At 64.8% G+C, this 18,246-nt stretch carries 19 protein-coding genes; 7 read left to right on the top strand and 12 right to left on the bottom strand.

Features of this window, described 5'->3' with window-relative positions; genetic code table 11:
- The 7 genes from era to rpoZ all read right to left on the bottom strand — a co-directional run bounded on the left by era (window position 1) and on the right by rpoZ (window position 6,679).
- Window positions 1-912, bottom strand: a complete 912-nt coding sequence (gene era, locus QM467_RS02905; protein WP_283364797.1) for a GTPase Era — start codon at window positions 910-912, stop codon at window positions 1-3.
- A complete protein-coding gene (gene rnc / locus QM467_RS02900; RefSeq protein WP_283364796.1) occupies window positions 909-1,640 on the bottom strand; it encodes a ribonuclease III in 732 nt (243 codons plus the stop codon). Before rnc ends, era begins: the two co-directional genes overlap by 4 nt.
- Complete coding sequence (gene lepB, locus QM467_RS02895) at window positions 1,637-2,440, bottom strand: signal peptidase I (protein ID WP_283364795.1); 804 nt, start codon at window positions 2,438-2,440, stop codon at window positions 1,637-1,639. Before lepB ends, rnc begins: the two co-directional genes overlap by 4 nt.
- Before the next feature lie 125 nt (window positions 2,441-2,565).
- Window positions 2,566-2,991, bottom strand: a complete 426-nt coding sequence (acpS, locus tag QM467_RS02890) for a holo-ACP synthase (RefSeq protein ID WP_283364794.1) — start codon at window positions 2,989-2,991, stop codon at window positions 2,566-2,568.
- Window positions 2,988-3,752 carry a pyridoxine 5'-phosphate synthase gene (locus tag QM467_RS02885; protein WP_283364793.1) on the bottom strand — a complete coding sequence of 255 codons (765 nt, stop codon included), beginning with the start codon at window positions 3,750-3,752 and terminating at the stop codon, window positions 2,988-2,990. The genes acpS and QM467_RS02885 overlap by 4 nt, the downstream gene beginning before the upstream one ends.
- A 151-nt stretch (window positions 3,753-3,903) precedes the next feature.
- Window positions 3,904-6,096: a RelA/SpoT family protein gene (locus QM467_RS02880; RefSeq protein WP_283364792.1), complete on the bottom strand. Its 2,193-nt coding sequence runs from the start codon at window positions 6,094-6,096 to the stop codon at window positions 3,904-3,906.
- A gap of 199 nt (window positions 6,097-6,295) precedes the next feature.
- Window positions 6,296-6,679: a DNA-directed RNA polymerase subunit omega gene (rpoZ, locus tag QM467_RS02875; protein WP_283364791.1), complete on the bottom strand. Its 384-nt coding sequence runs from the start codon at window positions 6,677-6,679 to the stop codon at window positions 6,296-6,298.
- Window positions 6,680-7,148: 469 nt separating this feature from the next.
- Between rpoZ and QM467_RS02870 the strand changes: the two genes are divergently transcribed.
- Complete coding sequence (locus tag QM467_RS02870) at window positions 7,149-7,766, top strand: LabA-like NYN domain-containing protein (protein ID WP_283364790.1); 618 nt, start codon at window positions 7,149-7,151, stop codon at window positions 7,764-7,766.
- A 60-nt stretch (window positions 7,767-7,826) separates the two neighbouring features.
- Window positions 7,827-8,489: a uracil-DNA glycosylase gene (locus QM467_RS02865; RefSeq protein WP_283364789.1), complete on the top strand. Its 663-nt coding sequence runs from the start codon at window positions 7,827-7,829 to the stop codon at window positions 8,487-8,489.
- A gap of 7 nt (window positions 8,490-8,496) precedes the next feature.
- Here QM467_RS02865 and QM467_RS02860 read toward each other — a convergent pair whose 3' ends face one another.
- A complete protein-coding gene (locus QM467_RS02860; protein WP_283364788.1) occupies window positions 8,497-10,671 on the bottom strand; it encodes a lytic transglycosylase domain-containing protein in 2,175 nt (724 codons plus the stop codon).
- Window positions 10,672-10,885: 214 nt separating this feature from the next.
- On the opposite strand from QM467_RS02860, the gene dapA reads away from it, so the two are divergent.
- The 3 genes from dapA to QM467_RS02845 all read left to right on the top strand — a co-directional run bounded on the left by dapA (window position 10,886) and on the right by QM467_RS02845 (window position 13,254).
- Window positions 10,886-11,782, top strand: a complete 897-nt coding sequence (gene dapA, locus QM467_RS02855; RefSeq protein WP_283364787.1) for a 4-hydroxy-tetrahydrodipicolinate synthase — start codon at window positions 10,886-10,888, stop codon at window positions 11,780-11,782.
- A gap of 63 nt (window positions 11,783-11,845) precedes the next feature.
- Window positions 11,846-12,322: an SsrA-binding protein SmpB gene (smpB, locus tag QM467_RS02850; RefSeq protein ID WP_283364786.1), complete on the top strand. Its 477-nt coding sequence runs from the start codon at window positions 11,846-11,848 to the stop codon at window positions 12,320-12,322.
- 53 nt (window positions 12,323-12,375) lie between these two features.
- Window positions 12,376-13,254 (top strand): alpha/beta fold hydrolase, encoded by an 879-nt coding sequence (locus tag QM467_RS02845; protein ID WP_283364785.1) that lies wholly within the window; start codon window positions 12,376-12,378, stop codon window positions 13,252-13,254.
- 18 nt (window positions 13,255-13,272) lie between these two features.
- On the opposite strand, the gene QM467_RS02840 is transcribed toward QM467_RS02845, so the two are convergent.
- The 4 genes from QM467_RS02840 to QM467_RS02825 form a co-directional block, all read right to left on the bottom strand.
- Complete coding sequence (locus QM467_RS02840) at window positions 13,273-13,563, bottom strand: hypothetical protein (RefSeq protein WP_283364784.1); 291 nt, start codon at window positions 13,561-13,563, stop codon at window positions 13,273-13,275.
- A gap of 120 nt (window positions 13,564-13,683) precedes the next feature.
- The gene (locus QM467_RS02835; RefSeq protein ID WP_283364783.1) at window positions 13,684-15,213 is read right to left on the bottom strand and encodes a L,D-transpeptidase family protein; all 1,530 of its coding nucleotides are present in this window, start codon (window positions 15,211-15,213) and stop codon (window positions 13,684-13,686) included.
- A gap of 221 nt (window positions 15,214-15,434) precedes the next feature.
- Complete coding sequence (queE, locus tag QM467_RS02830) at window positions 15,435-16,067, bottom strand: 7-carboxy-7-deazaguanine synthase (RefSeq protein ID WP_283364782.1); 633 nt, start codon at window positions 16,065-16,067, stop codon at window positions 15,435-15,437.
- 54 nt (window positions 16,068-16,121) lie between these two features.
- Window positions 16,122-16,757, bottom strand: a complete 636-nt coding sequence (locus QM467_RS02825; protein WP_283364781.1) for a nitroreductase family protein — start codon at window positions 16,755-16,757, stop codon at window positions 16,122-16,124.
- 173 nt (window positions 16,758-16,930) lie between these two features.
- Between QM467_RS02825 and QM467_RS02820 the strand changes: the two genes are divergently transcribed.
- Both QM467_RS02820 and QM467_RS02815 read left to right on the top strand, forming a co-directional pair.
- Complete coding sequence (locus tag QM467_RS02820; protein ID WP_283364780.1) at window positions 16,931-17,824, top strand: PfkB family carbohydrate kinase; 894 nt, start codon at window positions 16,931-16,933, stop codon at window positions 17,822-17,824.
- Between the two features lie 79 nt (window positions 17,825-17,903).
- Window positions 17,904-18,242, top strand: a complete 339-nt coding sequence (locus tag QM467_RS02815; RefSeq protein ID WP_283364779.1) for a hypothetical protein — start codon at window positions 17,904-17,906, stop codon at window positions 18,240-18,242.
- Window positions 18,243-18,246: the final 4 nt, after the last annotated feature.

Here is an 18,246-nt window from a genome sequence, read left to right as displayed (position 1 = left end):
TTATTTCCTGGGAAATTCCAGGCCCATTTCGCGATAGCGCTCCGGGTCGTCGCCCCAATTCTCGCGTACTTTCACGAACAGGAACAGATGGACCTTCTGTTCCGCCGCTTCCATGATTTCCTTGCGCGCCGCCGAGCCGATGCTCTTGATCGTCTTGCCGCCTTCGCCGATCACGATCTTCTTCTGCCCCTCGCGGGTGACATAGATCGTCTGCTCCACGCGCGCCGAGCCGTCGGGCTGGTCCTTCCACAATTCGGTCTCGACCGTGGACTGGTAGGGCAGCTCATCGTGCAGCCGCTCGAACAGCTTTTCGCGGGTGATCTCGGCGGCCAGCGCGCGTATGGGCGCGTCGGAAATCTGGTCCTCGGGATAGAGCCACGGACCGGGCTGCATATATTCCGCGAGCTTCTCGCGGAATTTCGCGCAGCCATGGCCTTTGAGCGCCGAGATCATGAAGGTGTCGGCGAACTGAATCCGCTCGTTCAGCCTGGCGGCGAGGCCGAGCAGCTTTTCATGCTCGATCGTGTCGATCTTGTTGAGCACGAGGATCTTCGGCGCGCGCAATTGCGGCAGCTTTTCGAGGATGGACTCGACCTCCTCGTCCAAGCCCTTGCGCGCATCGATCAGCAGGCAAACCACGTCGGCGTCGCCCGCCCCGCCCCAGGCCGAGGTGACCATGGCGCGGTCGAGCCGTCGCTTGGGCGCGAAAATGCCGGGCGTATCGACGAAAATGATCTGCGCGTCGCCTTCCAGCGCGATGCCGCGCACAAGCGTGCGGGTGGTCTGGACCTTGCGCGACACGATCGAAACCTTCGCGCCGACGAGCTGGTTGAGCAGCGTCGACTTGCCGGCGTTGGGCGCGCCGATCAGGGCGCAAAAGCCGCAACGCGGCGCCTTCGTCTCCTCAGTCATTCCCCCTCCTCCCAGACGCCCTCGCGGGTCAGGAAGCTCTGTGCGCAGGCCTGTTCGGCGAAGCGTTTCGAACTGCCCCTGGCGGCTGTCGGCTCATAGCCGTTGATGACAACTTCCATGATGAAAACGGGCGCGTGATCCGGGCCCGTCCGCCCCGATTGCCGATAGGACGGCGGCGGCAGGCCGCGCGCCTGCGCCCATTCCTGCAAGGCGGTTTTCGGATCGCGCAGCGGCCGCACCGGATTGAGCATTTTCGCGTGAAAGAAGCGGCGGATCGTCGCCTGCGCCGCCGCGAAGCCGCCATCGAGGAAGATCGCGCCGAGAATGCTCTCGCAGACGTCGCCGAGAATGGCGGATTTCTTGGCGCCGCCGGTCTGGGCCTCGCCCTCGCCGAGCCGCAGGACCTCGCCCACGCCCCATTCGCGCGCGACGTCGGCGCAGGTCTCCTTGCGGACCAGATCGGCGAGGCGGCGCGAAAGCTCGCCCTCCTCCGCGCCCGGAAACTGTTCGCAGAGCATGTCGGATACGGCGAGGCCAAGCACGCGGTCGCCGAGAAACTCAAGCCGCTGATAGGAATCGACGCGACGCAGCGCCTGCGTCGCGGGCAAGGCGCTGACATGAGTCAGCGCGCGCGACAGCAGCGACGAATCGGCGAATCGATAGCCCACGCGCTCCTGCAACGCGGCGAGATCGCCGAACTCCGCCGCGGCGTCGCCAGCGACGCTCATCGAACCGTGTGGAACATGCGGTTCAAGCGCAGGGTCCAGGGCCAGCGCCAGAACTCCCAGGCCGCCGCGCCGCCGCCGACCGAGAAGAAGATCATCTCCGCGCGGCCCTCGACATTGACATAGGGCACATAGCCGACGCCGCCCTGATCCTGCGGCACGCGGGAATCGGTGGAATTGTCGCGGTTGTCGCCCATCATGAAATAATGGCCCTGCGGCACGATGAAGGGCCCGGCGTTGTCGTTGAAGCCGTCATCGCCCTGGATCTCGATGATCGTGTGGGTGACGCCGCCCGGCAGGGTTTCCTTATAGGTCGGCACCGGGCCGAAATGGCCGTAAAGATCCTCGGTCTGCGCCTTCTCGATGGGCTCGCGCTCGACGATCTGGTCGTTGATGTAGAGGCGGCCTTTTTTCATCTCGATCTTGTCCCCGGGCAGGCCGATCACGCGCTTGATGTAATCGGTCTCATTGTCGCGCGGCAGCTTGAACACCACGACGTCGCCGCGCTTGGGCGCGGAGCCGAGGATGCGGCCCTGGAACGGCGGCAGGCCGAAGGGGAAGGAATAGCGCGAATAGCCGTAGCTATATTTGGAGACGAAGAGATAGTCGCCGATCTCCAGCGTCGGGATCATGGAGCCCGACGGAATATTGAAGGGCTGGAACAGGAAGGTGCGGACCACGAGAGCGATCGCCAGCGCCTGAAGGATCACAATGATCGTTTCGCCGAGTCCTCCCTCGGACTTGCCGCCCTGTTCGGCTTTCTTGGCGGCGCGCGGCGAGGTGTCGCTCATGGATTCGCTCATGTCTTTTTTCCAGTTCCGGGCGCCGGTTGTCGGCGTTTTCGCGCCCCGACGCAAGGCTGTCGCGCCCATTCCGGGCGAATTTTTGTCCGCTTTCTGTCCGTCCGCCGCGCAAAATGGCGCCAGGCTCACGGCTGGAGGCGCGGCTCGGGAAATGTTTTGGGAACCGCCTCGATCATCACCTGCGCCTGGGCCAGCGGATATTCGTCGGTCATGGTCAGATGGACGCGCGCCGCGAAGCCCTCCGGCGTGAGCCGGGCGAGCCGCTCCGCCGCGCCGCCGGTCAACTCAAGCGACGGCCGTCCGAACGGATCATTGACCACGCCCATGTCCCGCCACGACACCCCCTGCCCGATCCCGCAACCGAGCGCCTTGGCGCAGGCCTCCTTTGCGGCGAAACGCTTGGCGTAGGTCGCCGCCCGCGCCTTGCGGCCGTCGGCCTTGGCGCGCTCGACGGGCGTGAAGCAGCGTCGCGGAAAGCGCTCGCCATGTTTCTCGAGCATATGTTCGATGCGCCGGATGTCGCAAAGGTCGAGGCCGAGACCGATGATCATGCCCCGGCCGCCCCTGCCCGTCCCTGGGCGACGGCGGCGATCATCTCCTTCACCGCGGAATCGAGGCCGACGAAGACCGCCTCGCCGATCAGGAAATGACCGATGTTCAGCTCCACGATCTGCGGGAAGGCGGAGATCAGCCGCGCCGTGTCGAAGTCGAGGCCGTGGCCGGCGTGGCATTCGATCCCCAGCCGCTCCGCCTCCTCCGCCGCCGCGCGCAGGCGCTCGAATTCGGCTTCCGCCTTATCCGTCTCGCCCAGCGCCAGGGCGTTGCACCAGGCGCCCGTATGCAGTTCGACCACCGGCGCCTTCAGGGCGCGCGCGGCGGCCAGCGCCTCGAACGAAGGCTCGATGAACAGGGAGACCCGAATGCCGGCGCGCAGAAGCTCGTCGACGAAGGGCGCGAGCCTTTCGCGCCCGTTCACCACATCAAGACCGCCTTCTGTGGTGCGCTCGGTGCGCTTTTCCGGCACGAGGCAGCTGGCGTGCGGGCGGATTTTCAATGCGATATCGAGCATCTGCTCGGTCGCGGCCATTTCGAAATTCAGCGGCGCATTGATGGACGCCTTGAGGCGGCGCATGTCCTCGTCCACGATGTGGCGGCGATCCTCCCGCAAATGCGCGGTTATGCCGTCGGCGCCGGCGGCGAGCGCCATCTGCGCTGCGCGCAGCGGATCGGGCGCGAAGCCGCCGCGCGCGTTGCGCAAGGTGGCGACGTGATCGATATTGACGCCGAGGCGGATTTTTTTCGCAAAACTCATCGCTGGGCCTTTCATGGCAACGGCTCAGGAATTATCTCATTGCGCCGATCATGAAAATGACCGGCGCTGTCCGCGCCGACCGGCGCGGCGGCGACTGATGTCGCCGGGCGCCCTGCCTTCCGACGAGTCGGAAGGCTCACAGAGAAGACTCTTAACCAATGACGCGCTCGACGCTGTTGATCATCGGCAGGACGCGCAGGCGCGAGAGAATATCGTTGAGGTGTTTCAGGTCGAAGACCTGAATGTCGAAGATCATTTCGCGGAAGTCTGGCGATTTCTTGTTGAAGGTCACGTCGTCGATATTGCCGCCCTGCTCGCCGATCAGGCTCGCCACGGCGCCGAGGCTGCCCGGCTCATTGATCGCCGCGACCATGATCCGCGCCGGAAACAGGGACTGCGCGTCCTCGACGTCCCAGCGCACGTCGAGCCAGCGCTCGGGCTGATCGTCGAAGGCGGCGAGCGCGGGCGACTGAATCGGATAGACGGTGATGCCCTGCCCCGGCGTCATGATGCCGACGATACGGTCGCCGGGCACGGCGCCATTGGGCGCGAAAGCCACCGGCAGGTCGCCATGTAGCCCCCGGATCGGCACGGCCTGGGCGTCGCTGCTGGCGCCGGGCGCCTTGAACTGCACCCCTGAGGCCTTCTGCATGCGGAACCAGCCCGGATCGGTGCGGTCGGGCGCCTGCGCCTTGCGCTCTTCCTTGAATTCCGGATAGACGGCCTTGACCACATCGCCGGAAAACATCTCGCCGCGCCCCACCGCCGCCAGCACGTCGTCGATCGTCGAACGCGCGAGGCGCGGCAGGGACGGACGCAATTTGTCGTCGGAGAATTTCTTGCCCGCGCGCTCGAAGGCGCGCAGCACGATCTGGCGGCCCAAACCCGCATATTGCGCGCGCACCGCGTCGCGGGTGGCGCGGCGGATCGCGGCGCGGGCCTTGCCGGTCACAGCGATGGATTCCCACGCGGCGGGCGGCGTCTGCCCCTCGGCGCGCACGATCTCGACCTCGTCGCCATTGTCGAGCGGCGCCAGCAGCGGCGCGAGGCGGCCGTTGATCTTGGCGCCGACGGCGGAATTGCCGACGCTGGTATGGACCGCATAGGCGAAATCGATCGGCGTCGCGCCGCGCGGCAGCGCGATCAGGCGCCCCTTGGGCGTGAAGCAGAACACCTGGTCATGGAACAGCTCCAGCCGCGTGTGCTCCAGGAATTCTTCCGGACTCGACCCTTCCGAGAGCATGTCGATGGTGCGCTTGAGCCATTGATAGGCGTTGCTCTCATGCGAAAGCACGGGCGCGGGCGCGTCGCGGCCATCCTTGTACAGGGCGTGGGCGGCGATGCCGTGGCGCGCGATGTCGTGCATCTCATGGGTGCGCACCTGAAGCTCGACGCGCTGGCGACCCGGCCCGACCACGGTGGTGTGAATCGAACGGTAGTCGTTCTGCTTGGGCGTCGAGACGTAATCCTTGAACCGCCCCGGCACCATCGGCCATTTCCGATGGACGACGCCGATCACGCGATAGCAGTCGTCTGTGTTATCGACGACGACGCGGAAACCGAAAATGTCGGACAATTGCTCGAAGGCGAGCGACTTGCGCTCCATCTTGCTCCAGACCGAATAGGGCTGCTTCTGCCGCCCGCGCACGTCGGCCTTGATGTCCCGCCGCGCCAGCTCCTCGGTCAGTTCGTTCTCGATGGTCTTGATCAGCTCGTGGTTCTTCTCGCGCAGATCCTCCAGACGAGTCGAAACCATCGCGAAGGCTTCGGGCATCAGATATTTGAACGAGAGATTCTCCAGCTCGTCGCGCAGGTTCTGCATGCCCATGCGCCCGGCGAGCGGGGCATAGATGTCCAGCGTCTCCTCGGCAATGCGGGCGCGTTTTTCCGGCGACACATAGTGCAGCGTGCGCATGTTGTGCAGGCGGTCGGCGAGCTTGACCAGCAGCACGCGCACGTCTTCGGCGATGGCCAGCAGCAGCTTGCGGAAATTCTCCGCCTGCGCGGCCCGCTTCGAGACGAGATCGAGCTTCTTCAGCTTGGTGAGGCCATCGACAAGCCGGCCAATCTCCGGCCCGAACAAAGTGTCGATGTCGGCCCTGGTCGCGCCAGTGTCTTCGATCGTGTCATGCAGCACGGCGGCGACGATGGTCGCGTCGTCGAGCTTCATCTCGGTCAGGATGGCCGCGACTTCGAGCGGATGCGTGAAATAGGGATCGCCCGAGGCGCGCTTCTGCTGGCCATGGGCGCGCATGGCGTAGACATAGGCTCGGTTAAGGAGATCCTCGTCGGTCTGCGGATTATATTTTCGAACGCGATCGACGAGTTCGTACTGCCGCATCATGCTGAAGACATTCCCTGCGGCCCACCGTTCCCACAAATTCCGCCTTGCTACTATCGACGCCGTGGCGGAGTTGAGCAAGCGATTTGGGAGATGAATCAGGTCAAATGCGCGCGCAAGCGCGCAAGAAAAAGCCCCCCGCAAATGATCCGCGGGAGGCGCTGTCCGCCGTCATCGCCGCCTTGCGCGACGCGAGCGGCTGCTATTCCGAATCGTCGTCGGTCTCGGCCGGAGGCACCAGGCCTTCGAGACCACGCAGCAGGTCTTCCTCGGTCATGCGGTCGAACTGGACATCGCCGGTCGCGTCGCTGGCGGGCGTCACGAGGCTCGGCACGACTTCCGCCTCGGGCTCGTCGACCTCGACATGCTTTTGCAGCGAGTGGATGAAATCTTCCTTCAGGTCATCAGGCGCGATCGTGGTATCCGCAATCTCGCGCAGGGCGACGACGGGGTTCTTGTCATTGTCGCGCGCGACAGTGATCTGCGAGCCGGACGAAATCATCCGAGCGCGATGGCTGGCCAGCAGGACGAGATCGAAACGGTTATCGACCTTGTCGATGCAATCTTCAACTGTGACGCGCGCCATTCGGCCAGCTCCTCAAAACATCGGATGATCGGGAATTTCAAAATGTATTACATAAAAATACCCGTCGGGGCAAGTTTCGCACTTTTGGCGACGGGTCAAGCCTTTTCCGTCAAAATGTCCCAATTGGCTTTTAAGAGGATAGCAATTATGACGGATTGAAAAATATTCTCCCGATAGCCGCCTCGCGTTCCGAAATACGAATGCACGCGGTCCAATCCTGATGGAAATCCAGCCGATCGAGGGCGCAACCGGGCAAACCCCGAAAATAGGGCGATCCAGGCGGTCGTGGCGCTCGTATATCTACGACACAGCCATCTCGCCAGATCAGGACAGGATCGTTAACGCGCGCCTGTCCAAATGTTCATGATTCTTAAACTTGCTTTTGGCCGGTTTTGGAGTAAATCGAATCCAAATCTTAACACTTGCGATTTGTGCGCAGCTTTAGCACAACCGGAAATGGAAAAACATAATGGCAGATCAGGAACGCATCGCTTTATTCATTGACGGAGCAAATCTTTACGCGACCGCGAAATCACTCGGCTTCGACATTGACTACAAGCGCCTCTTGAAAGAGTTTCAGTCCAAGGGTCGCCTGCTGCGTGCGTTTTATTACACGGCCCTGGTTGAGGATCAGGAGTACTCCTCGATCCGCCCGCTGATCGACTGGCTCGATTACAATGGCTATGCGGTCGTCACCAAGCCCGCCAAGGAATTCGTGGACGCGCTCGGCCGCCGCAAGGTCAAGGGCAACATGGACATCGAGCTCGCCGTGGACGCCATGGAGATGGCCGACCACATCGACCATATGGTGCTGTTCTCCGGCGACGGCGACTTCCGTTCGCTGGTCGAGGCTGTCCAGCGCAAGGGTGTGCGCGTCTCGGTGCTTTCGACCATTACGACCCAGCCGCCGATGGTCGCCGACGAACTGCGCCGCCAGGCGGACGAATTCGTCGATCTGGTCCATCTCGTCAACAAGATCGGCCGCGATCCCGCCGACCGCACCGAACGCCTCCAGCGCTTCCAGGAGCGCCGTCCCGTCACGCCGACGACCGCGATGCCGCATGAGACGGTTTCGGACGACGAATGACCCGCGAAGCATGACTGTGCGGGCTCAAAAAAAGCCGCAAATCCAGCAAGAGGCGCGCCGATGAAACCGGAAGCGCCTCTTTCTTTTGCTGAACCCGCGTCGAATTGCGGCTTGTGCCCCCGCCTCGCGGAGTTTCGGGCGGAAAACCGCCAGGCTTTGCCGGGGGCGCATAACGCTCCCGTGCCCGCCTTCGGCGCGCTGGACTCTTCCGTTCTGATTCTGGGACTCGCGCCGGGGTTGCATGGCGCCAATCGCACAGGGCGGCCTTTTACGGGCGACTGGGCGGGCGACCTGCTCTATCCGACCCTGATCCGGCACGGTTTCGCCTCGGGAAATTATTGCGAAAGCGCAGACGATAGTTTGCATCTAAACAATTGCCGGATCTCGAACGCCGTGCGCTGCGTGCCGCCGCAGAACAAGCCGACGCCGCAGGAGATTTCCGCCTGTCGCGATTTTCTGGTTCGGGAAATCGCAGCGATGCCGAAGCTGCGCTTCATCCTCTGCCTGGGGCGCATCGCCCATGACAGCGCGCTGAGACTGTTCGGGGAGAAGGCGAAGGCTTTTCCCTTCGCCCATGGCGCGGTCCATCGCCTGAACGCCCGGGGCCTCACCCTGTGCGACAGCTATCATTGCTCGCGCTACAACACCAATACCGGCGTGCTGACGCCAGAGATGTTCGATTCCGTTTTCGCGCGACTCGCCGCGGAGCTTCGCGCGGGCTGACCCCCAATCAATCTTTTGCGGCGACCTTCTGCCGCAGATCGACAGCGAAAAGGTTCGGCGCGGGATCGCTCAGCCGGGCGCGGTAGATGTGCAGGTTTTCGACGATCCGCTGCACGTAATTGCGCGTTTCGGTGAAGGGGATGCGCTCGATCCAGTCGATTGGATCGACGAGCGGATTGCGCGGGTCGCCATAGGCCTTGATCCAGTCGCCTACATTGCCGCCGCCCGCGTTATAGGCGGCGAAGGCGAGGACATGAGAGCCGCGATATTCGCCGAGCAATTGCCCGAGATGAAAAGCGCCGAGCTGGGCGTTGAATGCGGCGTCAGTTTTCAACCGCGCCTGATCAAAGGCCACGCCGGCGCTCTTCGCCGCCTTGCGCGCGGTCGGCTCGATCATCTGCATCAGCCCGAAGGCGCCCGCGCCGGATTTCGCCGTGGCGTTGAAGGCGCTCTCCTGCCGGGCGATCGCCAGCACCACAGGGCGGCTGGCCGAATTGGCGAGTTCGGAATATTGCGGCACGCCATTGAGCGGAAAAGCCAGGCTGTCGATCGCCATGCCGCGATGCAGGGCCGCCTTGCCCGCGATCAGGGCGGTATTGGCGTCGCTGTTCGTCTCGATCAGGCGCGACAGCGCGGCCATCTGCTCGGGCGCGGCCAGGACGGCGGCGCTTTCCAGCGCAAGCTGGCGTGCGGCGTCCTTCTGGCCGAGCGCGAACAGCAGTTCGACGGCGCGCACGGAATCGGCGCGGGCGTCGCCTTCCGCGGGCGCCGCCGCCGGACGCAGCACCACGGGTTCGTCGCCCAGCTTGGCGCGGGCGAGCTGGCCATAGAACGTCTCTGTCTCATTGGCGGCGCGGGCGTAAAAGGGCTTCGCGTCAAGTCCTCGCGCCTCCGCTGTGCGTCCCTGCCAATAGGCGGCGCGGCTGACCGAATGCGGCTTGCGCGCGATCTGCGCCAGCTTGTCGAAATGGGGCGCGGCCAGCGCAGGATCGTTCAGGAACCGCAGCGCGATCCAGCCGGAATGGAACTCGGCCTCGATCTGCGCCTCGGTCGAGACCGCCGCATGTTCGGCGCAAAGGCGATAGGCGCGCTGGGCGTCGCCTGCGTCGAGCAATTTGCGCGCGATCAGGCGGCGTTCCGTCCACCAGTCGTCGGGGCTTGCCAGTTTCGACTGCTCGCGCGGCGCGGCGAGCATGAGTTTCGCCGCCTCCTCGATATGTTCGGCGTGGCGCTCGCTGTGGATCCGCAGATAGAGCAGAGCCGGATCGTCGCGCAGGCTCGCCGGCACGCGTCCCGAAACCTTGGCCCAGCTGGCGTCATTGGCGAGATCGGCCTGGGCGCGGTAGAGCGCCAGGGCGTCCTTGCCCGCCAGGGCTGCGGCGCGCGCGGCGGACGAGGACTGCTCGCGCAGCATCAGCCGGTCGGCGCGATAGATATGATCGGCGGCGGAAAGCGCGCCGGAAAAGGTCTTGAGCAGACGCTTTTCCTGAGCCGGCGTCAGGTCGCTGTCGCGCCAGACGTCGCGCGCGATCTTCGCCGCTTCCGCGGCGCGGGCGGGATCGGCGTTCAGCAGTTCGGCATAGGCGATCTGGCCGGGAGGCGAGACGGGGGGAAATTCGGCGAAATAGGCGGCGACGCGCTCAGGCTTGGCGCCTTCGCCGCCAGCCAGTTCGTCCGCGCGCTTGCGCAGCCCCGCGACCGGCCAGTCCGCATGGGTCCGGATGAAGGCGGCGACGCGCGCAAGGCCCGCCTCGCCGGGATGAAGCCGCACGAAGGCCCATTCAACGGCCGCGCGCACGACCGGGTCCTTTGTCGCGAGAATGGCGTCGCCGGCCTGCCCCTGCCCGGCGGAATAGGCTTCGAGCGCCTCGGTCGCGCCCGCGAGGTCGTAGCCCAGCGCGGCGGCCTGCGCCGCGCGCGCTTCGCTGTCCGGCGAGGCGCCGCCGAATTTGGAAGGATCGGGCGCGCTCCACGCGCCATCGCCTTGCTCCGCAGTTTCGGACGGCGACGGCATGGCGGAAGATTGCGGGTTGGCGAAGGGGGCGTGCGACGGCGCCGGAGGGACAGGATCGGCCGGGATATGGATTCGGCGCGCGATCTGATGCTGGGCAGGTATGAACAGGCAGAAGGCGGTCGCCAAGGCGGCGCCGGTCAGCCTTCGGTCCATACGCAAAATCCTCATCGCAATATCCTGTTGCTCCGCCACGCAAGGTTTCAGCCTGCGCCCGGGGAATTAACGACGGGTTAACCAAACCGCGCCGGGAGGAAATCAGCATTCGACGCGACGGAAGCCACGCACCCCTTTCCGTCGCCGCAATCAGCCGCTATGAGTGGCGCAGGCACATAACCTGCCAAAAGCGGCGCCCTTGCGGCGAGAAGCAGGACGGAAAGAGGCGATGGCGACAAGTACGCGACTGCATGGCTGGATGACGGCGCTGGTGACCCCCTTCAAGGAGGGCGCAGTGGACGAGGCCGCTTTTCGCGCCTTGATCGATTGGCAGATCGAGAGCGGCATTCACGGATTGGTCCCGGTTGGGACGACGGGCGAAAGCCCGACGCTGTCCCATGCCGAGCACAAGCGCGTGGTCGAGATCGCCATTGCGGAGGCGAAGGGCCGCGTCCCGGTCATCGCCGGCGCCGGCTCCAACAACACGCGCGAGGCGGTCGAACTTGCGGTCCACGCCGAAAAGGCGGGCGCCGACGCCGTTCTGGTGGTGACGCCCTATTACAACAAGCCCAATCAGGAGGGCCTGTTTCAGCATTTCAAGGCGATCGACGAAGCCATCGGCATTCCGATCGTCATCTACAATATCCCGCCGCGCTCGGTGATCGACATGTCGGTCGACACCATGAAGCGCTGCGCTGACGAATTGCGCAATATCGCCGGGGTCAAGGACGCCACCGGCAATATCGCGCGCATTTCAATGCAGCGTCAGGCCATGGGGCCAGGGTTCCTGCAGTTCTCGGGCGACGACATGACGGCTCTCGCCTGTTTTGCCGCCGGCGCGGTCGGCTGCATTTCGGTGGTGGCCAATATCGCGCCGCGTCCCTGCGCGCAACTGTGGGAGGCCGCCGCCGACGGCGACTACGTCAGGGCGCTCGCCATTCAGGACAGCCTGACGCCCCTGCACGCCGCGACCTTCCTCGAAGCCGGCGTCACCGGCGCGAAATCGGGCCTCAGCCTGCTCGGCCGCGCGCGCGAGGAAGTGCGCCTGCCGCTGGTCAGCTCGACAGACAAGACCCGCGCGGCGATCCGCGCGGCCATGGTCCATGCCGGCGTCCTGGCGGGCTGAACCTTCCCACGGCGGCGCCTTGCGCCGCCGCAGGCGAGACGGAGCGGGACTTCCCGGCGAAAAGTGGCGGAAAAACCAGCAAAGAATTTCAAGATCGTCGCCGACAATCGCAAGGCTCGTTACAATTACGAAATTGGCGAGGTTTTCGAAGCTGGCATCGCGCTGACCGGGACGGAGGTGAAAAGCTTGCGGACCGGCAGTTCGACCATTGCCGAATCCTACGCCAGCGTCGACAAGCACGGCGAAATCTGGCTCGTGAACGCCAATATTCCCGAATATCTCGCCGGCAACCGCTTCAACCACGAACCAAAGCGCCTCCGCAAACTCCTGCTCAAGCAGCGCGAAATCGCGAAACTTTCGCAGGGCGTACAAAGAGAGGGCATGACGATCGTGCCGCTTAAGCTATATTTCAACGCACAAGGCCGCGCCAAGGTCGAGATCGCTCTCGGCAAGGGCAAGCAATTGCACGACAAGCGCGAAACAGAAAAACAGCGCGACTGGAACCGCGAAAAAGGCCGGCTCCTGAAACAGCGCGACTGACGCGGCGACGCCCCGGCGAAGCCCGCGTCACGTGAAATGCGGGAGGGGCTCGCGTGAGCGAGAAGCTGCAAAGCCATTTTTTCAAATCCGCCGACGGGCTGAACTTGCACGCCCTGGACTTCGGCGCGGAGAGCGGCGCCGTTCCGGTGATCTGCCTGCCGGGCCTGACGCGTCCCGCGCGTGATTTCGTCGTGCTGGCGCTTTTTCTGAGCACGCGCACGCACAGGCGGATCGTCGGCATTGATTATCGCGGGCGCGGCGGTTCGGACTGGGACCCCGACTGGACCCATTATTCCTTCCCGATCGAATTCACGGACATTCTGACCGTCATCGACGCGTTGGGAATCAACTCCGCCATCTTCATCGGCCTGTCGCGCGGCGGGCTGCACGCCCTGACGCTTGGCGGCGTCCGTCCGGACCTCGTCAAGGGCCTGATCCTCAATGACGTCGGCCCGCAGCTCAACCCGGCCGGTCTCGCCAATATCAAGAATTACATCGGACGCCTGCCCTTGCTGCGCGACCTCGACGAGGCGGTGGAGCATTACAGGCGCGTCATGGGCCCACGATTTCCCGACGTGCCCGACGAGCAATGGCGGTTCTATGCGGAAAATTCGCTGAACATCACGCCGGAGCGGCTGCGCCTGTCCTATGATCCGCAACTGGCGCGCACCATGGAATCATTCGACCCGGAGGCGCCGCTGCCGGACTTCTGGCCGCAGTTCTGCGCCCTCAAGGCGCCCATTCTTGCGTTGCGCGGGGAGAATTCGGACCTCCTGACGCCTGAGGTCCATGCGCAAATGGCGGCGCGCAATCCGCTTTGCCAGACCCATGTCGTGCCGGGCCAGGGCCACGCGCCGCTGCTGCTGGATTCGCCGACCCTGGAGCGGATCGCCGCCTTCGTCAACGAAGTCGACGCCGCCCCTAGAGGCTGAGGCGAGCAGGGACGAGGCTCAGGCCTCGCGCACGCCGGTGAAATCGGTGGCGCCGAGCGGCGATGTGAAGGTCCCCGCTAGCGCGTCGCCGCTGGCCTTGACGCTGAAGCCAATGGCGAAATTGCCCATCGGGGTCGGAACGCTCGCGCTGAATTCCGCGGTGTCGTCGTTGACCACCAGCTCGTTCAGAGGCGCCTCGCCGATCGGCGAGATCAATCCGCCGGTGCCATCGGCGTTGATCCGCAAAGAGGGAGTCTGTACGCCGAACGGCGTTTCCAGCGACAGTTTCCACATGCCGACGATAGCCATGATGCCTTCCTTTACCGAAAATATTGCCCGCGCATCGGATTGAAGCGCGGGCGACGGGATCATATCGAGGCGGCGTGGCGCCCGCCAGATGGGAGAATGCGATTTCAGCAGCCGGACGACTTACCAGCCGGCGATGCGCGAGCAGGAGCTCGCGCCGGCGCCGAAATCATAGCGGTCGCCGCAGGCATAGGCGACCGGCGGAACGTGGCTGCGCTGGAACATGTCGTAGCCTTCCTTCAGATTGCGCCAGAAGCCCGACCAATCCCTTTGCGGCGGCGCGTTCGCCGGCGTGAGGAAGGCCATGAACTGCTTCGGAGAGCTTTCGCGCGCGATCGCCTCTTCCGTCATGCGGAAGGGGAAAATATGAACCGGCACCTCATGCTGGCCATTGCGCAGGGCCGCTTCGACAATGCCATAGATCTCGTCGATGCCGTTATTTGTCATGGCGAAACAGCCGACCGACTTGCAATCGCCATGGACCATGACGGCGCTGCCGGTCGAACCCTGACGGCGATCATAGGCGTTGGGATAGCCGATGTCGAAAGCGAGATGATAGTGCGAGTTGGGATTGAGCTGGCGGGCGGAGACCGAATAGAAGCCCTCGGGCGACTGGTAATCCGCCTGGCGGGTCTTGGGGCCAAGCTGGCCGGACCATTTGCAGACCGGATAGGACTTGTAGAGCGCGTAATTGTCGCCGCGCTTCAGCCAGAGCTCGAGCACGCCTTCCTTCTTGAAGATGCGGACATAGGCGGGCGAGCCCTTCTTGAAGCCGCCCTGGGCGTTGTCGTCAGGCAGGACTTCCGCCGACGGCTGGCCCGGCGTGACCGCGGCGTTCGCGCCGCCGATCGAGGCTGTCACAGCAGCCAGGGCGTTGGCGACGCCCGGGAAAGAACCCGGCGAGGCGGCGGCGGCCATTGAAGCGGCGGGCGGAGTGGCCTTGGCCGCCGAAGCGGGGGCGGAAGCGGCCGGGGACACAGCGGCGGCCGGCGCCGGGGGCGCGGCGGAAATCACGGGCGAAGGACCAATGACAGGCTGCGGCCCAGCCGGAGGGGCGGGTATGGCGACGGGCGAGGCCTCGATCAGGGCGGCGATCGTCGTGGGAGCCTTGAGCGAGGCCGGACGGACCGGCGGCAGCGGGGCCGGCTTGCCATGGAACAGAGCCTGGCCTTCGGGCGGCTGGGCCGGCGCGGTGGGAAGGGGCTGCGGATCGGCCGGCGCGGTGAGGTCGCTTTCGGGCAGCGCCGATTCCTGAGCAGGCGACGGCGAGGCCGACGGCGCGTCGTCCGAACGCAGCGACGACGGCCCGGCCAAGCCGCCAGAAAAGGCGCTGGAAGAGGAAAAGATCGGCAGGCTGTCCGGCTGGAGGCTCGCCAGCACCACCGGGCGGGGATTCTCCGGCGCGGGAGCGGGAGCTTCGGCGGTCTTGACCGGAGCAGGCTTGACGGTGGCGGTCTGGTCGGAAACCACGGGCGTCTCAACCGCGGCGCTTTCGGCCCCGGCCGCGCCGAACAGCGCAGTCGCGCCGGATGCCGGCGATTCCGCTGATTCAGCCTGCATCGCGGCCTGATAGGAGAGGAAGGCGCCAAGGCAAAGCGACGCTGCGGAGGCGACGGAAAGCCCCAGAAAACGCACCCAGTTCCGATGCTTCACTGCATTTGCCTCCGCCTCCGGAGCGAATCGCGCTTGGCGGCGATTCGCATCCTGCGCCATCATGCCAGCATGGCGGCGCTTACAGGATCGTCAGGCTAGCATCTTGCGCGGAGCTTGCTCCGATTCAAATCAAATCCCGGCGCAGCTCCAGCCTGACGGCGCCTTTTTTCCACAACCATTGTCTTTTTGCAACAGCCTTGAATTGGCTCGCGAAAATCCGCCTATGGAATCCCGATCATCTTGTGGGTCTGGAGGCTTAGCCGCCAGCGCGGATGCGCCAGGCAAAATGCGATCGCCTGCTGCGTATTGCGCTCGCGGTCGGGACCGTCCATGGGTTGCAGGAACAGCCGTTCGAACTCCAGCGCCTCGAATTCTTCCGGCGTCAGGCCCGGCTGCGGAAAGACCAGTTTCAATTCCTGCCCATAAGTCGTCCGAAGCGGAGCGCCCGCCTTGGGGCTGACGCACAGCCAGTCGATCCCAGGCGGTGGCGCGATAGTCCCATTGCTTTCGACCGCGATGAAAAAGCCCTGGGCGTGGGCGGCGTCGATCAGCGCGGAATCGAGCTGCAACAAGGGTTCGCCGCCGGTGAAGACGACGCAGCGCTCGTCCCCGCCCTCGCCCCAGACCTCGGCGAGGCGACGGGCGAGATCCTCCGCCGCGGCGAATTTGCCGCCGCCTTCGCCATCGACGCCGACGAAATCGGTGTCGCAAAACGTGCAGGCGGCCTCGGCGCGGTCTTCCTCGCGGCCGCTCCATAGATTGCAGCCGGCGAAGCGGCAAAACACCGCGGCGCGCCCGGCCTGCCCGCCCTCCCCCTGCAGGGTCTTGAATATTTCCTTGACGCTATAGGTCATCCACGGCTCCCTCGCGCCGATCCTATACCGGATTTCGGCGGCCCGCGCCCGCCCTCAGCAATCGCCGGGAAAGGCGCCCGCAAAGACGATTTCCGCGATCGCCTTGCGCGCGTTCGGCTTTTCCATCGGCTGTCGGTCCGCCGGCAAGCTGGACGGATCGCCGCGCCGGCCAATGGCGATCATCGCCTCCAGTTTCAGGCTCTGCGGCGCTTTCGCCGCGATTCGCGCCTTGTCCTTGTCGAACCCGGCCATGGCGCGGGTGGTCCAGCCCAGCAGCCTCGCCTGCAAGGCCAGGCTCGCCCAGGCGGCGCCGGAGTCGAAGGATGACGCCGGATTGATCGCTTCCTCGCTCTTGCCAGGCGGCGTGAAGGCGGCCTTGCTGGCGATCAGCACCAGCGCCGAGGCATCCTTGGCCCACACCTGATTGGACTCGTTCAGGCTGGCGAGCAATTTCTCGAAATCCGGCTCGCCGCGCCGGGCGAAAGCAAAGCGCCAGGGCTGCGAATTCATGTAGGAGGGCGCAAAGCGCGCCGCCTCGAACAAAGCGAACAGCGCCTCGTCGGGAATCCGCTCGCCGGTCATGGCGCGCGACGACCAGCGCCCGATGAACAGCGACGAGACGGGCGTTTCTGCGGCGCGCTCGCCAGCCTGCGAGACGAGGGAGACGAGGGCGGGATCGGTCTTGGTCATGGGTGTCTGTCCGCGATTGAAGTTTCGTCGATGACATCGCGCGCGGCGGAGCAAGGTTCAAGTCCCGCGTCGCAAGGCCGGGCTTGCGGGAGCGCAGGCGTGACAATATTCAAAGACAGATAAAGGATTTTGTGAATTAATCGGCCCGACATTCACCGCCAGACGAGACCGCCGTGACCGCCCTTTTTGTCGGACATTCCTATATCGACATGACGATGATCGCCGACGTCATGCCCTCGGGCGACGAGAAATCCGTCGCGAAGGATTTCGCGGTTTCCTTTGGCGGCAATGCGGTGACCGCCGCCTTCGCCTGCGCGCGGCTCGGCCTGCAGCCCGACCTGCTCACCACCATGGCCGACGACTGGCTCGGGCAGATGTTCTGGGAAATGGCGCATAAATACGGCGTCTCGATCTATCCGCGCAAAGTCGCGCGCTCGTCGCTTTCCTTCGTGTTGCCGAGCGGCGGCAAGCGCGCCATCCTGCGCGCGCGCGACTCTCATCATCTGCGCCCGTTCATGAAGCTCGACGTGTCGAGCTACGAGGCGCTGCATCTTGACGGCCACCAGGCCGACGCCGCGCTATATTATGCGAAGGCGTTCCGGGAGAAGGGTCTCCTGACCTCGCTCGACGGCGGCGCCGTGCGCGCCAATACCGAGGAAGTGCTGCATTCCATCGACATTGCCGTGGTGGCGGAGGCCTTTTGCGCGCAATTGAAGCTCACCGCGCTGGAAACGCTAGCCTATCTCGCCGCGCGCGGCGTCAAGATCGCCGCGGTGACCGAGGGCGAGCGCGGCCTGCTGTGGAGCGACGAGGACGGGCTTATTTCGCGCATGCCCGCCCTGTCCGTGCCGTCGGATAAGGTGATCGACACCTCCGGCGCCGGCGATGTGTTTCACGGCGCCTATCTGGCGTCCTACATGCGAAACCGCAGCGCGCGCTGGGCGGAGCATTTCGATTTCGCCCGCGCGGCCTCGGCCTTCAAGATCCAGCATCTCGGCAATGAGGCCGGCCTGCCCTCAATGGACGACATTGCCGAAATGCAGCGGCTTTATGCGAGCGAGGGCTGAACCTGTCCGGATTTGCCAGAATGCTTGAACCTTGACACTTTATCCCGGCCTTTCGACCGTTCCCGGAAAGGAGCGCATCATGACCCGCGCCGTCACACACAAGATCCTCACCCTCGCCTCGGCCGTCGCCGTGATCCTGGCCGCGCCCGCCGTCGCCCAGAGCAGGACGTGCCATAGCGAAATCGCGCGCCTGCAAGCCGTGCTCGACACCGGCGGCGATATTCCGCTGGATATGAAAGAATCGGATTTCGCGACCACGCACCACCAGCCGACCCCCGACTCGATCGCCGCCGCCAAGGGCGTGGCGCGGGCCAAGGCCGCGAAGGCGCTCGATGAGGCGCGGCAGTTCGAGGCGCAGGGCAAGGAAGCTGAATGCCTCAAGGTCCTCGACGTCCTCGCCTTGCCCAGCCAGCGCTGAGACG

Origin of the sequence: Rhodoblastus sp. 17X3, from assembly GCF_030056575.1 — a bacterium.
In the GTDB taxonomy this organism is placed as follows: domain Bacteria; phylum Pseudomonadota; class Alphaproteobacteria; order Rhizobiales; family Beijerinckiaceae; genus Rhodoblastus.
This window is presented reverse-complemented; position numbering and strand designations above follow the sequence as displayed.

Bases quoted from the DNA above. Each gene is read 5' to 3' on its own strand.
- rpoZ (WP_283364791.1), bottom strand. From the start codon at position 6,679: ATGGCGCGCGTCACAGTTGAAGATTGCATCGACAAGGTCGATAACCGT.
- acpS (WP_283364794.1), bottom strand. From the start codon at position 2,991: ATGATCATCGGTCTCGGCCTCGACCTTTGCGACATCCGGCGCATCGAA.
- QM467_RS02865 (WP_283364789.1), top strand. From the start codon at position 7,827: ATGAAACCGGAAGCGCCTCTTTCTTTTGCTGAACCCGCGTCGAATTGC.
- QM467_RS02825 (WP_283364781.1), bottom strand. From the start codon at position 16,757: ATGACCAAGACCGATCCCGCCCTCGTCTCCCTCGTCTCGCAGGCTGGC.
- rnc (WP_283364796.1), bottom strand. From the start codon at position 1,640: ATGAGCGTCGCTGGCGACGCCGCGGCGGAGTTCGGCGATCTCGCCGCG.
- QM467_RS02815 (WP_283364779.1), top strand. From the start codon at position 17,904: ATGACCCGCGCCGTCACACACAAGATCCTCACCCTCGCCTCGGCCGTC.
- QM467_RS02840 (WP_283364784.1), bottom strand. From the start codon at position 13,563: ATGGCTATCGTCGGCATGTGGAAACTGTCGCTGGAAACGCCGTTCGGC.
- queE (WP_283364782.1), bottom strand. From the start codon at position 16,067: ATGACCTATAGCGTCAAGGAAATATTCAAGACCCTGCAGGGGGAGGGC.
- QM467_RS02870 (WP_283364790.1), top strand. From the start codon at position 7,149: ATGGCAGATCAGGAACGCATCGCTTTATTCATTGACGGAGCAAATCTT.
- QM467_RS02880 (WP_283364792.1), bottom strand. From the start codon at position 6,096: ATGATGCGGCAGTACGAACTCGTCGATCGCGTTCGAAAATATAATCCG.
- dapA (WP_283364787.1), top strand. From the start codon at position 10,886: ATGGCGACAAGTACGCGACTGCATGGCTGGATGACGGCGCTGGTGACC.
- QM467_RS02885 (WP_283364793.1), bottom strand. From the start codon at position 3,752: ATGAGTTTTGCGAAAAAAATCCGCCTCGGCGTCAATATCGATCACGTC.
- QM467_RS02860 (WP_283364788.1), bottom strand. From the start codon at position 10,671: ATGAGGATTTTGCGTATGGACCGAAGGCTGACCGGCGCCGCCTTGGCG.
- era (WP_283364797.1), bottom strand. From the start codon at position 912: ATGACTGAGGAGACGAAGGCGCCGCGTTGCGGCTTTTGCGCCCTGATC.
- lepB (WP_283364795.1), bottom strand. From the start codon at position 2,440: ATGAGCGAATCCATGAGCGACACCTCGCCGCGCGCCGCCAAGAAAGCC.